Below are 15,644 nucleotides of genomic sequence, written 5' to 3'. Positions count from 1 at the left end.
TTTATTTCTGCAATTCTTTTTCATCGTATTAAACGAGCTTATACATTAATACATCATCCCAGTATTCATGATCATTTATTTTAAATTCATTGATTTTACGCCCTTCTTCTAAAAAGCCCATCTTTTTATACAAAGAAATAGCTTTTTGGTTTGTGGAGAAAACGGCTAAACTAACCTTTTCAATTGAAGGGTTCTTTTCTGCCCAATTTAATAATGCTGTTAGTAACATTTCCCCTATGCCTAAACCTCTATAGCTCTTATCAACCATCAAGCCGAAAGAACCAACGTGAGAAGTTCTTTTTCTATTTGATGATTGTTCAAAGGCTATCCATCCAATGACTTGATCGCCAGTTTGGGCAACTATGTACGTCTCATTTTCGTTTTCTATTCTTTTCTGTATCCATTCCTTGTGTTCTAACAAGGTTTTTTTGTATTCTTCCGGCGTTGTCAGTAAATAATCTGACTCAGCAATCACTGATTTTTGAATTTCTAAAGTAGTTTCAGCATCTTCTATTTTTCCAAAACGTACAATGATATCATTTGAATGTTGCATATTAGTTTCTCCTATCTAGAGCTAATATTGCATCAGATCACTTTTTTTACATAAAACATAAAAAGTAAGGTATTGTTATCAGCTCTGCTTCGTATATCCTTATGTAACGGTAGGCTGAATTGAGGATTGCAAATTAATGTACGGAGTCTTTGATGATTTTATAGTTTTTATGATTAACGACTGTTAGTGAATCCAGTTCTAAATCTCTATAGTTGTCCATAATGGTGACATCCACAATAACAGAGTTTTCATTCACTTTTTCAACTACACCTGTTAAACCATTTCTAAATTCGATCACATTCCCAATTTTTGCAATCTTCAACCGATCCCTCTCCTTTAAAAACAGATTTCATTCCCTATTAAAAAGTATTTTGCAATATTTTCATACCAATGTAAAGGATAAAGACGTTTTTCTTTCGTTTTCGTTGTACGCTTTGAAAACGAATGGTATATTTAATATTTGATCAAGGCTGAAAAGGAGCGGTTTTTTTGACTGAAGAACACATCAACACAATACTAGAATCATTACGGAATGGTACTGAAAAACAAGTGACCATTCAAAAGGATGATTTTTTAACATTTCGTTCTGTATTGGTCAATCAAGATGATTTTAAACATTTTCGCGGAATCGCCAAGCATGGTGGAGATGTTATTTTTGAATATCTTAAAGAAGCAAGAAGCTAAAGCTTTTTCTCATGAATGAGAAAAAGCTTTTTATTTTGGTTCTTTTGTCACACTTCAAACCAGCTTGATACATATGAAAAGAAAATGTAATAACCCATAATCAGGAGCATAAGGATGATTATAGGCTAAAAAGAGACTGTATTAAACGCTTACATTACCAGTTCATGCGTATTTCAACTATTACATGCCATTTAATGACGGAATTTGGACAGGCATGAAAATCTTTGTGCGTGAAAATAGAATAAGCTCTTGTTAGAGTGGACAAGTATCTTACAGCCTACATTGATTAAAGGAGGAATGAGGCGAATGATCAAAATTCATACAGCTCTTTTTGCCATCCTTATGCTCATCTCAGCGATCAAGATGGACAATATACAAGAGCAAGAAGGCACATTAAGTCAGAAACTTGAACAAGCACCTGTAAAGCATCAGCTTTCATATATAGATCAAGATGAAAAGCATACTGTGATCCCAGCGTTTTCAGAGGAGAAACATCAGCCTAAAGTGAAAATGCTAAGCACGTCAACAGAGGAGAAGGCATCAAAACCGAAGCCGAAGAAAAAGGAAACGGCAAAGCCAGCAAGCTCAAGAAATCAATCACACTATTCTAATGAAGAAATGGACTTGCTTTCTCGGTTGGTACATGCCGAAGCAAAAGGTGAATCTTACGCAGGGAAAAAAGCGGTAGCAAGCGTCGTCTTAAACCGCGTAGAACACCGCTCTTTTCCTGACAGTGTCAGAGGCGTGATTTATCAGCGAAATGCCTTCCAGCCTGTATCAAATGGAAGTATCAATGATAAGGCAGACCAGGATTCCGTAAAAGCTGTGAAGCAGGTTGTCAAAGAAGATGACAGAACAACAAAGGCGATTTATTTTTATAATCCAAAAACGGCGACAGATAACTGGATTCGTTCTCGTAAAATTGTAGAACGCATTGGCCGTCATGTGTTTGCAGTGTAAAGAAAAGCAGCGATCAATCAGTCGCTGTTTTTTTGTCTTCAATTATTAAAATATTTTCAGGACTTGTCTCATAGAATGTGAAAAGAATTTGCTTTTAGACAAGGGGAGGCTACATGAATCGATTTGTAAAAGGGGTCATTCTGCTATCTGTCGCAGCTTTCATTGCTGAGTGTATCGAGTTTTTAGTCAATATGATTTTAGCGAGAGAGCTTGGAGAACATGGAATGGGTTTATATATGAGCATCCTTCCCATCATCATGCTTGTGCTTGTGATCGCCAGCTTAGAGCTGCCAGTCTCCATTTCAAAATTCATTGCAGAATCGCATGAGCGGCTTCATAAAAGTATGCTTCGCCATGCATTTAAAATGACGCTTGTAGTGACATGCACCACAACGGCAATAGCAGCCATTGTACTGCCTTTCATTCCTGTATTTCAATCGTATCATCCGCTGATGAAGGGCTTGGTTCTGTCGCTCATTCCAATCATCGCATTTACTTCCATTGCACGTGGCTATTTTATGGGCAAGCAGCAAATGGGTAGAATTGCTCTAGCCAATATGCTGAAAAAAACGATCCAGCTTATCTGTTTGTTTTTGTTTTTTCATTGGTATTCGTTTGATATCGAAACAGCGGTGCTTATCGCGATTGGTGTGATTGTTGCAAGTGATCTCGTCGTCTTTATCTATTTATATTCCCAATACGTCATGGCGAAAAATGCTGTGAATGTCAGATCGGTTGAGTTAAGAGGGATTGACGTTAGAAAACGCTTGTTAGCAGTCTCCATCCCGACAACAGGTATGCGTATCTTTCATGCCATTGCCAATGCGATTGAACCGTTTTTGATCAAAGGAGCCCTCGTTGCAGCGGGCATTTCTGGTACGCTTGCTGTTGATCATTACGGAATGCTTGCTGGCGTAGCGATGTCGATCGGTTTTTTTCCGGCGTTTATCGCTCATTCCATTATGATTGTGATGATTCCGAATGTATCAGAAGCCTATGCCTTGGGGCAGTATGATCTCGTGAAAAAACGTGTCAGACAAGCGATTCTCATTACGTTTGGATACGGGGTGCCTGCCGTGATGATCATGTATTATTTCGCTTATCCGCTCACGCAGCTCTTTTTTGACTCACCTCAAGCAGCCGTCTACTTGCAGCTGCTATGGCCATACTTCTTATGCCACTTGTTCGTGATGCCGTTTCAAGCGTGTTTAATTGGTATGGGTCTCATAAAAGATGTGTTCCTACATAATATATGGGTGCACGTGGTGTCGTTCTCTATGGTGTATTTCCTAGGATCCATCGAATCCTTAAATATGATGGGTGTTATTTTAGGAATGAACACGGGGATGCTGCTTTTAACGGCTCTGCATTATGCAACGATTTGCAAGGAACTCGGCGTCTCCATGTTTCTTACATTGAAAAAAGCTTGAATGTCATGTGCATCTAGCGGGCAAGCTATAGGAAAATCAGGAAGGAAGATGCTGATGAATCGTAAATATCTACCCGCCAGTCTTCTCATGATGACCCTTCTTTTATTTCTGATGAACATAGAGGCTGAAGCAAAAGAGCCTGTCATGGCGCCGAGGATAGAAGCTCCTACATTAACAGGTGAAACGCAGGTGATCCCGGTGAAAGGGAAGCGGACCATTCTGCATTTTTGGACAACGTGGTGCCCATCCTGCAAAATGGAGCTTCCAGCCTTTGAACAGATTGTGAAAGAAAATCAAAGTGATGTAGACATACTGACTGTGAATTTACTTGGTGCTGAGCAAAGCAAGCATGCAGTTGCCCAATTTGTGAAAGACAGAAAGTTCACATTTCCGATCGTTCTCGATGAGCACGGCGAAATGATGAAGAAATACCAAATTATGACGATCCCGACGACCTTTTTCATCAATGAAAAGGGTGAAGTGGTCAAAAACCATGTAGGTCCGCTGACGAAAAAACAAATCAAAGAGTGGACAAATTCATAGAACACAAGCTTTCTGTAAAGAACCAATGGTCGATCCGTTGGTTCTTTTTTGTGTTCAAATACCTTTCAGATGAATAAAATGTGCTCAGAAAGAGGAAGAAATGTCGGGTGCTAATAATGATAATTATTATCAAAAAGAAATTATAATAATTATTAATTGAAAATTGATCAGAACCTGTTATAATGAGTTACAGACCTATAAAAAGCTTGAAATAGCAGAAAATATAGATGATAAACGGAACGGGCAACGATTGATAATGTGAAAATCATTATCAATTAGAGAGGAGAAAGTAATCATGAATGAGAATACAGCACTTTATCAAACGACAGATCAAAAGGGATCTAACTCGCTCTTTCAAAAATGGGCACAGCACGGAGAATTAATCGCAGCAGGCATTTCGGGGATTCTCATCTTGATTGGATGGTTTCTAAAGGACGAAACGATGTGGAGTATTCCTCTTTTCATTCTTGCTTTTGTTATTGGTGGTTTTGCAAAGGCAAAGGAAGGAATTGAAGAGACCATTTCATCCAAGACATTAAATGTAGAACTTTTAATGATATTTGCTGCGATAGGCTCAGCGATCATTGGCTACTGGGCAGAGGGCGCCATTTTAATTTTTATTTTTTCGCTCAGCGGTGCGCTAGAAACGTATACGTCAAATAAAAGTAAAAAAGACTTAACGGCCCTAATGAGTATCGCTCCAGATGAAGCCACTTTAATTGAAGAAGATGGCACCACCATCCAAACCGCTGCTTCTTCACTTACGCCAGGCGACCGTATTTTAATCAAAGCGGGCGAACGAATTGCAGCAGATGGTGTGATTATGAGCGGAAGAACAAGTGTAGACGAATCTGCCTTAACGGGTGAATCGGTGCCTCAGGAAAAAGGGCAAGGGGAAGATGTGTTTGCAGGAACAGTGAATTTAAATGGTTCATTAACAGTAGAAGTAACAAAACATAATGAAGAAACACTTTTTCATAAAATCATTAAGCTGGTGGAATCTGCACAAGAAAGTGTATCGCCAAGCCAAGCGTTTATTGAAAAATTTGAAGGTGCATATGTAAAAGGTGTGCTCATCACTGTAGCGATTTTAATGTTCCTACCTCATTTTGTACTTGGCTGGAGCATGAGTGAAACGTTTTACCGTGCGATGGTGTTTATGGTGGTTGCCTCGCCTTGTGCACTTGTTGCCTCAATTATGCCAGCAGCTCTTTCACTCATCTCAAACGGTGCAAGAAACGGTATGCTTGTAAAAGGAAGTGTCTTTTTAGAAAAACTGGGCACAAGTACGATGATTGCATTTGATAAAACGGGTACGATTACAAGTGGAAAACCAGCTGTTGAAAAAGTGGTCTTGGCAAAAGGGCAAGATGAATCGACCTTTTATCAAGCGCTCTATCAAATTGAAAGTCAGTCAAACCATCCATTAGCTAAAGCCATTTCTGATATGGCAAAAGAGCATCATACAGATCGGGCAGCCCACATAACCATTGAAGAAACATCAGGTTTTGGTGTGGAAGCACAATTAAATGAGGACACATGGCGGATTGGGAAGAAAGATTTTGCCGGAAAAGCTTCAATGGATCGTGACATTGAAGAGAATGGTGATGTTCTTTCATCCAAAGGATATACAGTTGTCTATGTTCAAAAAAATCAAGAAGTCGTCGGCTGTCTCGGTTTGAAGGATCAAATCAGACCTGAAGCCAAAAAAATGATTCAGGAGCTGAATGATTTAGGCATCCAAACCGTCATGCTCACAGGGGATCAGCAAAAAACAGCTGAAGCGATTGCAGAGGAAGCAGGCATCCAAACCGTTGTCGCTGAATGTCTTCCAGATGAAAAGGTACACGAAGTCAATCAACTGAAAAAACAAGGTGATTCGATCATTATGGTCGGAGATGGAATCAATGATGCACCTGCACTCGCCACAGCAGATGTTGGCGTCGCAATGGGCGGAGGCACAGATGTTGCTTTAGAAACAGCAGACCTCATTTTAATGAAAAATAACTTAAACAATCTGACAAAGATGATCCGTCTTTCAAGAAAGATGAACCGAATCATTAAACAAAACATCATCTTTTCATTAACTGTTATTTGTCTCTTAATCTGTGCGAATTTCTTACAAGTTCTTGATTTACCTTTTGGTGTCATTGGGCATGAAGGCAGTACGATTTTGGTTATTTTAAACGGACTTCGTTTGCTTCGTGCTTCTTAAGCAAATCACAAAAGCGCACTGGCTTTAGGTCAGTGCGCTTTTGTGCGAAATACAGTGAAAACTGATACAATAGATCAGTAGTCAAACGTGTGAGGAGGATCACGATGAATCGAATGAAAAACTTGTCTTCTTGGCTTAAGAAAAAAGACATTCAAGGTGCATTTATACATACAAAGGAGAATGTATTCTATCTATCTGGATACTTCACAGAGCCGCATGAAAGAGTGATGGGGCTGTTTGTTTTTCAGGAAGCAGATCCATTTTTCATTTTGCCTAAGATGGAAGTTGAGCAAGCAAAAAATGCGGGATGGGCTGGAGATCTCATTGGATATGAAGACCATGAAAACCCCTTTGATTTCATACAAAAGGCACTAGAAAAACGAGAAGTAAAAGCGACTCGCCTAGCGATTGAAAAAGAATCCATTCCTTTGCAAAGAGCAGAGCAGCTTCAAGCTGTCACTGGGGCAGAAACATTCGTCCGGGCAGAAGATGTGCTCAATCAGCTAAGACTAATTAAAGACGAAGCTGAAATTGAAACATTGAAAAAAGCTGCTCAATTGGCAGACGAAGGCGTCAAAATTGGGGTTCATGCCCTAAAAGAAGGGGTGACGGAAACCGAAGTTCTTGCTGTCATCGAATATGAACTGAAGAAAAAAGGCATTCAGGGCATGTCCTTTTCAACCATGGTACTATTCGGAGAAAAATCAGGAGAACCTCATGGAAATCCGGGACAGGCAGCCTTGAAAAAAGGTGATTTTGTTTTATTTGACCTTGGCGTGATTGTGGATGGCTATTGTTCAGATATTACAAGAACCTTCATCTATCAAGAAGCGTCTGAACAACAAAAGGATATTTACAACACCGTCTTGAAAGCCGAATTGGCAGCACTTGATATGAGCCAGCCGGGTGTGAGAATTGGTGACCTTGACTTAAAAGCAAGAGGGCTGATCACAGAAGCAGGATATGGCGAATACTTCCCGCATCGTCTAGGGCATGGACTCGGGGTTTCTGTTCATGAGTTCCCTTCTATGAGTCAAGCAAATGATGACCTTCTAAAAGAAGGGATGGTCTATACGATCGAGCCGGGTATTTATGTACCAGGAGTCGGCGGGGTTAGAATTGAAGACGATGTTCTCATTACAAAAGATGGCCCAGTCACCTTAACCAATTATCCAAAAGAGTTGACGATCATCAAGTAATGAAAAAAATCACGATGAACGTCCAAGTATTGGGAGCGTCATCGTGATTTTTTTGTCACTCTTTGCGATCCTTATCAACAAAGAAATCATCAATTGATTGAAACGGCTTGATTTTATGTTCTTTTCCTAAAGGATGTAGTGCGAATCGAGCAGAAAACAAAATAGTCAAACATAATATGATCCATATGATAATACCCATCTTGAATTCCCCTTTCCACCCAGTGATTTGTTCAGCTCACATACATCTTAAAGTATGAAACGCTTACCATATCAAGAGAAAGTAGGAGAAAAAATGCCTAACATAAGGGATATTGCGAAAAGAGCGGGTGTATCTGTTACCACCGTATCACGAGTGATGAATGATCATCCTTATGTCAAAGAAGAAAAGCGAGAGCGCGTACTTAGTGCGATGAAAGAGCTCAAATATACACGGAATATTCAGGCAGTGCATTTAGCAAAGGGCTATTCCAATATGCTTGGAATTGTACTTCCGACAATTGATCACTCCTATTTCAGCGGAATTGTCACAGGGATTGCAGAGAAAGCACAGGAGTGCGGAATGCATTTTGCCTTGTTTCAAACAGGATATGACCCAGTAAAGGAAAAAGAAGCATTAATGAGCTTAAAAGAGCAACGTGTGGATGGTTTAATCTTTTGCTCAAATGCGTTAAGTGATCGAGACATTTTAAAGTGGCAGGAATCTGGTCCTATTATCTTTTGTCATCCTACTCCGCATGATCCATGTTCATCGGTATCGATTGCGCATGATCAGGCTTTTAAGGAAGGGCTTGAACACTTAGCGGCATGCGGTCATGAGCGAATCGCAATCGTTCTTGCTAGAACAGAAGGGGAGAATAGCCAAGTTCGCATTCAGACTTATCAAGAAATGATGCGGTCGCTTGGGCAGGACATTGATGATGAATGGATCATTGAAGGAAAACTGACCATTTTTGATGGCAAGCAATTATTTAGAGAATGGAAAGAGATGAAAAATCGTCCGACAGCCTTATTGATTACGAACGATGATGTCTCAGCAGGTTTTTTACTAGAAGCACAGCGTCACCAAATAAACGTTGGAGAATCACCAGCCATACTTGGCTTTCAAAACGATCAATTGAGTGAAGCATTGGGGATTTCTAGTATAGACATTCCTCTTAAACAAATGGGGCAGGAAGCATTTGACTTGTTCAAGCAAGCATTACAAGGTGAGGCACCAGAAAAAAGAGTGCTGTCATATCGACTCGTTGAGCGCACAACGACTATTTTGAAAAACAATCGTTGACGCACGTTTCATCTGTTTTGTACGATAAGAAGGATTGAATAAGAAGGAGGTGGGGATGTTCATGGAATCCTTCACCGTTGATAAAGCGTTAAATAATAATGTCATCATCGCAAAACACCCTTCTTTAGGTGAAGTGGTCCTGATTGATAAAGGGATCGGCTTTGGGAAAAAATCGGGTGACGTTCTCGATCAAGCGGCATTTGAGAAAATGTTTGTGTTAAAGAATACAAAAGAGCAAACAGAATACAAACAATTGCTGCACCACATTAATGAGGACATGATTGAGCTTGCCAATGACGTCATTTATCATATACGAGAAAAAATGGGGCATCGTTTAAATGAGCATATTCATATTGCACTGACAGATCATATTGCCTTTAGTTTTAAACGAGTTAAGCAAGGCTATGATATCACCAATCCTTTTATGCTTGAAACGAAATCCTTATACCCGAAAGAATACGAGGTCGCAAAGGAAGTCGTGGAACTGATAAATGCGCGGCCAGATGTTGAAACGAAGCTGCCCGAAGGAGAAATTGGGTTTATTGCGCTCCACATTCACTCTGCTTTAACGAACCGGCCTTTATCCGAGGTCAACCGTCATTCGCAGCTCATGACACAAATGGTCCAAGTCATAGAAGATGCATTTCATATGAAAGTAGATAGAGAAAGTATTCATTATTTACGCTTACTGCGCCATATTACGTTTTCGATTGAGCGTATTAAACGGGAAGAATCATTAGAGGAGCCAGAAAAGTTGCTTCATCTATTGAAAAATGAATATCCTTTATGCTACAATACTGCTTGGAAAATGATCAAAATTTTGCAACATGCATTGAAAAAGCCTGTACAAGATGCCGAAGCTGTCTACTTGACACTACACCTGTACAGATTGACGAATAAAATTTCATAGTTTCCTTGAAACGTGTAACTGATTCGATCAGGCATGAGTGACTTAAGGTAAATACAGGATAAGATCCTGTTATTTGCGCAACCTTATATCACCATGCCTTTTTTGTGTTCTGAAAGTGAAATGTAAACGGTTAATTATGAAATGTACGTCAATATGTGATTGAAATGTATGTTGTAAGCGAAAACAAAAGGAGGTTCAACCAGTGTTTAAATCACTTTTTGGTGTGTTGCAAAAAATTGGACGAGCACTTATGCTTCCAGTTGCGATCCTTCCTGCTGCTGGTATTTTACTAGCACTCGGAAATGCGATGCAAAATCCGCAGCTGATTGATGTCGCTCAATTTTTAAGCAATGATACAATTCAGCTTGTTGCTAGTGTTATGGAGAATGCGGGGAATATTGTCTTCTCGAATCTTCCGCTCCTATTTGCTGTAGGGGTTGCCATCGGTCTTGCCAATGGAGACGGTGTGGCAGGGATTGCCGCGATCATCGGTTACCTTGTCATGAACGTAACGATGAGTGCCGTATTAATGGCCAACGGTTCCATTCCATCCGATTCAATCAAATTGGCTAAGTTCTTTAAGGAAAGTCATCCAGCATATGTGAATATGCTCGGCATACCGACCTTGTCTACCGGCGTGTTTGGCGGGATTATTGTCGGGGTATTAGCGGCTTATATGTTTAATAAATTTTACAAAATTGAGCTCCCGCAATATCTTGGCTTCTTTGCTGGTAAGCGTTTTGTTCCAATCGTTACGTCGATTTCAGCACTTATTTTAGGGCTTTTGATGCTCGTCATTTGGCCGCCAATCCAAGGTGCATTGAACTCATTTTCAACTGGACTGCTTGCAGCGAATGAGCCGCTAGCTGCCTTTGTATTCGGTGTCATTGAACGCTCATTAATTCCGTTTGGTCTACACCACATATTCTACGCACCATTCTGGTATGAATTTTTTAGCTATAAGAGCTTATCAGGAGATATTATCCGTGGTGACCAGCGTATTTTCATGGCGCAAATCAAAGATGGTGTTCAGCTGACAGCCGGTACATTCATGACAGGGAAATATCCGTTCATGATGTTTGGACTTCCAGCAGCAGCACTTGCGATTTACCATGAAGCAAAACCTAAGAATAAAAAACTTGTAGCAGGAATTATGGGGTCAGCGGCCCTTACTTCTTTCCTAACAGGGATCACTGAACCGCTTGAATTCTCATTCTTGTTTGTTGCACCGATATTATTTGCGATTCACTGTGTATTTGCTGGATTATCCTTTATGATAATGGATATTCTAAACGTGAAAATCGGGATGACCTTCTCAGGAGGGTTAATCGACTTCTTCCTATTTGGTATCCTGCCGAATAGAACCGCTTGGTGGCTTGTCATTCCAGTCGGTCTCGTACTGGCTGTCATTTACTACTTCGGATTCAGATTTGCGATTCGCAAGTTTAATTTGAAAACGCCAGGACGAGAAGATGAAGCAGCTGACGGTGCAAGCAGCACTCAATCTGGAAAAGGCGATGACTTACCTTATGAAATTCTTGAAGCAATGGGTGACCAAGAAAACATTAAACACCTAGATGCTTGTATTACGCGTTTACGTGTCACTGTAAATGATCAGAAAAAAGTGGATAAAGACCGCTTGAAAAAGCTTGGCGCTTCAGGTGTCCTTGAAGTAGGAAATAACATCCAGGCCATCTTTGGTCCACGCTCTGATAATTTAAAAACACAAATGCAAGACATTATTGCAGGGCGCACACCTCGACCAGCGAAAGACCCTTCTGCAAAAGAAGAAGTTAGCCAGCAGGTTGAAGAAGTCATTGCAAAACCGCTTCAAAACGAACAAGGGGAAGAAATGTTTGCTTCACCAATTACAGGGGAGCTGCATCCAATTACAGATGTGCCAGATCAAGTATTCTCAGGGAAAATGATGGGTGACGGTTTTGCTATCTTGCCAAAAGAGGGAACAGTGGTTTCACCAGTAAGAGGAAAAATCTTAAATGTGTTCCCAACAAAACACGCCATCGGCCTCCAGTCTGATGGTGGACTTGAAATCTTGATTCACTTCGGGATTGATACAGTCAGCCTCAAAGGAGAAGGATTTGAAGCATTTGTACAAGAGGGAGAGCAAGTAGAAATCGGTCAAAAACTTTTAGAGGTTGATATTGATAAAATTAAGTCAGAAGTACCATCTTTAATGACACCAATTGTATTTACAAACTTAAGTGAAGGACAATTTATTGACCTTCAAGAATCCGGTGAAATCAAAGCTGGCCAAGAAAACATCATGAAAATTTCAAAATAATTTTCATAACTGCCGTTCTTGTTAGATGACAAGCTCGGCAGTATGATATAATATTGTGGATGTATGAAATGTATAAAAAGGAGATTGATAAAAATGGCTCAACAAACATTCAAAGTAACTGCAGATTCTGGAATTCACGCACGTCCTGCAACAGTTCTTGTACAAACTGCTAGTAAATATGATGCTGATATCAACTTAGAATATAATGGTAAAACAGTGAACCTGAAATCTATTATGGGTGTAATGTCTCTAGGAATTGCGAAAGGTGCTACAATCACAATCTCTGCTTCTGGTTCTGATGAAAATGATGCACTTGCTGCGCTAAAAGACACAATGAAAAGTGAAGGCCTAGGCGAGTAATGCAACAACTGAAAGGAATCGGTGCTTCAGCAGGCGTTGCGATTGCAAAAGCATATCGTCTAGAAGAACCAGATTTAACAGTTCACCAAAAAGACATCAATGATCCAGAGACAGAAGTGAAACGCTTTGAAGAAGCAATTCATGTTTCAAAGCAAGAACTTGAAGCAATTAAAGAACATGCGCTAAAAGAACTTGGCCAAGATAAAGCAGATATTTTTTCTGCACACCTTCTTGTGTTAAGTGATCCAGAGCTGCTCAACCCAGTGAAGGATAAAATCACATCGGATAAAGTAAATGCTGAATTTGCTTTAAAAGAAACAGCAACAATGTTTGTTACAATGTTTGAAGCAATGGACAATGAATACATGAAAGAACGTGCAGCGGATATTCGCGACGTTACAAAACGTGTCACTGGTCATTTGCTAGGCGTTGACATTCCAAACCCAAGTATGATTTCTGAAGAAGTCGTTATCATTGCTGAAGATTTAACACCTTCTGATACAGCCCAGCTGAACAGACAATTCGTCAAAGGTTTTGCGACAGATATCGGTGGTCGTACTTCTCACTCAGCGATTATGGCAAGATCAATGGAAATCCCAGCAGTTGTTGGAACAAAAGAAGCAACAAAAACGGTGAAAAACAATGATCTGATCATTGTTGATGGTATTAGCGGAGACGTCATCATTCAGCCTTCTGAAGATGAAGTGAAAGCGTATCAAAAAAAGCATGAAGACTACTTAGCTCAAAAAGCGGAATGGGCGAAACTTGTTGACCAACCAACGGTCACAAAAGACGGCGTTCACGTAGAGTTAGCTGCGAATATTGGAACACCTGAAGATGTGAAAGGTGTACTTGAAAATGGCGGCGAAGCAGTTGGATTGTACCGTACAGAATTTTTATACATGGGCAGAGATCAGCTCCCAACAGAAGAAGAGCAGTTCGATGCGTATAAAACCGTTTTAGAGAAGATGGAAGGCAAAGCAGTGGTTGTCCGCACACTAGATATTGGTGGCGATAAAGAACTTCCTTACTTGCAGCTTCCAAAAGAAATGAACCCGTTCCTTGGCTATAGAGCGATCCGCCTTTGCCTTGAAGAGCAGGAGATTTTCAGAACACAGCTACGCGCGTTACTTCGTGCAAGTACATATGGAAACTTGAAAATCATGTTCCCTATGATCGCGACGTTATCAGAATTTAGAGAAGCAAAAGCTATTTTACTTGAAGAAAAAGAAGCATTGGTTGCTGCTGGTACAGAAGTATCTGATTCCATTGAAATCGGAATGATGGTAGAAATTCCATCAACAGCTGTTATCGCAGATCAATTTGCAAAAGAAGTAGATTTCTTCAGTATTGGAACAAATGATTTGATTCAATACACAATGGCTGCTGATCGAATGAACGAACGAGTGTCTTATCTTTACCAGCCATACAATCCAGCTATTTTACGCCTCATAACGCTTGTGATTGAAGCAGCGCATAAAGAAGGTAAATGGGTTGGCATGTGCGGTGAGATGGCAGGAGATGAAATCGCAATCCCGCTCCTACTTGGATTAGGATTAGATGAATTTTCAATGAGCGCAACATCGATTCTTCCAGCAAGAACGCAGTTAAGCAAGCTTTCTAAGGAAGAAGCTGCATCATTTAAAGAGCATATCTTATCACTGAGTACAACTGAAGAAGTGGTTGATTTCGTGAAAAAAACGTTTCAACATAACTAGGTGATGTAAACCAGACAGGTCAAACTGTCTGGTTTTTTTGTCGAATTTTATCATAATCAGTCATATCGCTTGCAGAGAAGGGCATCCTAACATAAAAAATGGAGGTGACCAGTTTGTCTTTCTCTGACTATAAGCCAGGTGATCAAGTATATGTCATTTATCGAAATCCACATGCAGCCAATGTTGCACAAATTAAAGAAGCGGAAATCGTTTCACACCCTTACAATGAACAAGAGCTTGCGCTATTTCTACTTGAAACATATCACCCATTAGCCCCTGATGATGCCGTATTTCCAACATACGAAGAAGCAGAAGCCCTTTATCAAGATCTATTTGAATAAGGGAGATTTTAGAAAGGATAGAAGCCATCCTGAGAGGTTAAAGTAACGGTATGAACCTATAAGGTAAGGATGTGCTAATTATGATCAAACCGTTCGTTCCCCAGCTTGTGTATATTGAACCTCGGGCGCTAGAGTACCCATTAGGACAAGAGCTGAAAGAAAAGTTTGAAGGTATGGGAATTGAAATTAGAGAAACAACCTCACACAACCAAGTGAGAAATATTCCGGGGAAAAATGATTTGCAAAAGTACCGTAATGCAAAGTCGACGCTCGTTATCGGCGTGAGAAAAACCTTAAAATTTGATACATCTAAACCATCTGCAGAGTATGCCATTCCGTTCGCGACAGGATGCATGGGGCATTGCCATTATTGCTACCTGCAAACGACGATGGGGAGTAAGCCGTACATTCGCACATATGTCAATGTAGAAGAGATCTTAGATCAGGCTGAACAGTACATGAACGAGCGTGCACCTGATATCACGCGATTTGAAGCTTCGTGTACATCTGATATCGTAGGAATTGACCATTTGACTCACACACTCAAACGAGCGATTGAATACTTTGGTCAAACCGATCTTGGCAAACTACGCTTTGTTACGAAATTTCATCATGTAGACCATTTGTTAGACGCAAAACACAATGGGCGAACAAGATTCCGCTTTAGTATCAATGCCGATTATGTCATTAAATATTTCGAACCTGGAACATCACCACTCGATCAGCGGATTGAAGCGGCTGTAAAGGTAGCAAAAGCAGGCTATCCACTGGGCTTTATTATTGCCCCTATTTACATTCATGAAGGGTGGCAAGAGGGCTATAAAGTCCTATTTGAAAAACTTGATGCAGCTCTCCCTGAAGAAGTGAGACAAGATATCACCTTTGAAATGATTCAGCACCGTTTTACAAAACCGGCGAAGCGTGTCATCCAAAAAAACTATCCAAAAACAAAACTAGAACTAGATGAAGAAAAGAGAAGATATAAGTGGGGTAGATATGGAATTGGAAAATATATCTATCAAAAAGATGAAGAACAAGAACTTAGACAGACATTAGAATCATATATCGAACAGTACTTTCCGTCTGCAAAAATTGAATATTTTACTTAAAACAAGTCATTATGGCTTGTTTTTTCTATTTAAATTTT

General features: G+C 40.1%; 16 protein-coding genes. 13 read left to right on the top strand and 3 right to left on the bottom strand.

Annotated features, from left to right (window positions below; translation table 11 throughout):
- Window positions 1-28: 28 nt before the first annotated feature.
- Both LCD34_RS17850 and LCD34_RS17845 read right to left on the bottom strand, forming a co-directional pair.
- Entirely contained in the window at window positions 29-553 is a 525-nt protein-coding gene (locus tag LCD34_RS17850) for a GNAT family N-acetyltransferase (protein ID WP_035392243.1), read from the bottom strand.
- Between the two features lie 133 nt (window positions 554-686).
- Complete coding sequence (locus tag LCD34_RS17845) at window positions 687-875, bottom strand: YkvS family protein (RefSeq protein WP_003211747.1); 189 nt, start codon at window positions 873-875, stop codon at window positions 687-689.
- Window positions 876-1,042: 167 nt separating this feature from the next.
- Here LCD34_RS17845 and LCD34_RS17840 point away from each other — a divergent pair, with 167 nt between their 5' ends.
- The 6 genes from LCD34_RS17840 (at window position 1,043) to LCD34_RS17815 (ending at window position 7,584) form a co-directional block, all read left to right on the top strand.
- Window positions 1,043-1,237 carry a hypothetical protein gene (locus LCD34_RS17840; protein ID WP_008348081.1) on the top strand — a complete coding sequence of 65 codons (195 nt, stop codon included), beginning with the start codon at window positions 1,043-1,045 and terminating at the stop codon, window positions 1,235-1,237.
- A gap of 306 nt (window positions 1,238-1,543) precedes the next feature.
- Window positions 1,544-2,197: a cell wall hydrolase gene (locus LCD34_RS17835; protein ID WP_025207246.1), complete on the top strand. Its 654-nt coding sequence runs from the start codon at window positions 1,544-1,546 to the stop codon at window positions 2,195-2,197.
- A gap of 113 nt (window positions 2,198-2,310) precedes the next feature.
- Complete coding sequence (locus tag LCD34_RS17830; protein WP_017359440.1) at window positions 2,311-3,627, top strand: polysaccharide biosynthesis protein; 1,317 nt, start codon at window positions 2,311-2,313, stop codon at window positions 3,625-3,627.
- 54 nt (window positions 3,628-3,681) lie between these two features.
- A complete protein-coding gene (gene stoA / locus LCD34_RS17825) occupies window positions 3,682-4,170 on the top strand; it encodes an endospore biogenesis thiol-disulfide oxidoreductase StoA (RefSeq protein WP_017367131.1) in 489 nt (162 codons plus the stop codon).
- A 295-nt stretch (window positions 4,171-4,465) separates the two neighbouring features.
- Complete coding sequence (locus LCD34_RS17820) at window positions 4,466-6,385, top strand: heavy metal translocating P-type ATPase (protein WP_224559796.1); 1,920 nt, start codon at window positions 4,466-4,468, stop codon at window positions 6,383-6,385.
- Between the two features lie 104 nt (window positions 6,386-6,489).
- Entirely contained in the window at window positions 6,490-7,584 is a 1,095-nt protein-coding gene (locus LCD34_RS17815) for a M24 family metallopeptidase (RefSeq protein WP_224559795.1), read from the top strand.
- A 55-nt stretch (window positions 7,585-7,639) separates the two neighbouring features.
- Here the strand turns inward: LCD34_RS17815 and LCD34_RS17810 are convergent, their stop codons facing one another.
- Complete coding sequence (locus tag LCD34_RS17810; protein WP_008348070.1) at window positions 7,640-7,783, bottom strand: hypothetical protein; 144 nt, start codon at window positions 7,781-7,783, stop codon at window positions 7,640-7,642.
- A gap of 93 nt (window positions 7,784-7,876) precedes the next feature.
- On the opposite strand from LCD34_RS17810, the gene LCD34_RS17805 reads away from it, so the two are divergent.
- From LCD34_RS17805 to splB, 7 genes are all read left to right on the top strand, one after another.
- Window positions 7,877-8,866 (top strand): LacI family DNA-binding transcriptional regulator, encoded by a 990-nt coding sequence (locus tag LCD34_RS17805; RefSeq protein ID WP_216099281.1) that lies wholly within the window; start codon window positions 7,877-7,879, stop codon window positions 8,864-8,866.
- A 55-nt stretch (window positions 8,867-8,921) separates the two neighbouring features.
- Complete coding sequence (gene glcT / locus LCD34_RS17800; RefSeq protein ID WP_017359435.1) at window positions 8,922-9,776, top strand: glucose PTS transporter transcription antiterminator GlcT; 855 nt, start codon at window positions 8,922-8,924, stop codon at window positions 9,774-9,776.
- 202 nt (window positions 9,777-9,978) lie between these two features.
- Window positions 9,979-12,078: a glucose-specific PTS transporter subunit IIBC gene (gene ptsG, locus LCD34_RS17795; protein WP_224559794.1), complete on the top strand. Its 2,100-nt coding sequence runs from the start codon at window positions 9,979-9,981 to the stop codon at window positions 12,076-12,078.
- Between the two features lie 93 nt (window positions 12,079-12,171).
- Window positions 12,172-12,438, top strand: a complete 267-nt coding sequence (locus LCD34_RS17790) for a phosphocarrier protein HPr (RefSeq protein WP_003211078.1) — start codon at window positions 12,172-12,174, stop codon at window positions 12,436-12,438.
- Window positions 12,438-14,156, top strand: coding sequence for a phosphoenolpyruvate--protein phosphotransferase (gene ptsP / locus LCD34_RS17785; protein WP_206114309.1), 1,719 nt, complete (start codon window positions 12,438-12,440; stop codon window positions 14,154-14,156). Before LCD34_RS17790 ends, ptsP begins: the two co-directional genes overlap by 1 nt.
- 113 nt (window positions 14,157-14,269) lie before the next feature.
- The gene (locus tag LCD34_RS17780; protein ID WP_008348056.1) at window positions 14,270-14,497 is read left to right on the top strand and encodes a transcriptional regulator SplA domain-containing protein; all 228 of its coding nucleotides are present in this window, start codon (window positions 14,270-14,272) and stop codon (window positions 14,495-14,497) included.
- A gap of 80 nt (window positions 14,498-14,577) precedes the next feature.
- Window positions 14,578-15,606 carry a spore photoproduct lyase gene (gene splB / locus LCD34_RS17775; protein ID WP_007498710.1) on the top strand — a complete coding sequence of 343 codons (1,029 nt, stop codon included), beginning with the start codon at window positions 14,578-14,580 and terminating at the stop codon, window positions 15,604-15,606.
- Window positions 15,607-15,644: the final 38 nt, after the last annotated feature.

Source organism: Bacillus sp. RAR_M1_44, assembly GCF_020165935.1.
GTDB classification, from domain to species: domain Bacteria; phylum Bacillota; class Bacilli; order Bacillales; family Bacillaceae; genus Bacillus; species Bacillus altitudinis.
This window is presented reverse-complemented; position numbering and strand designations above follow the sequence as displayed.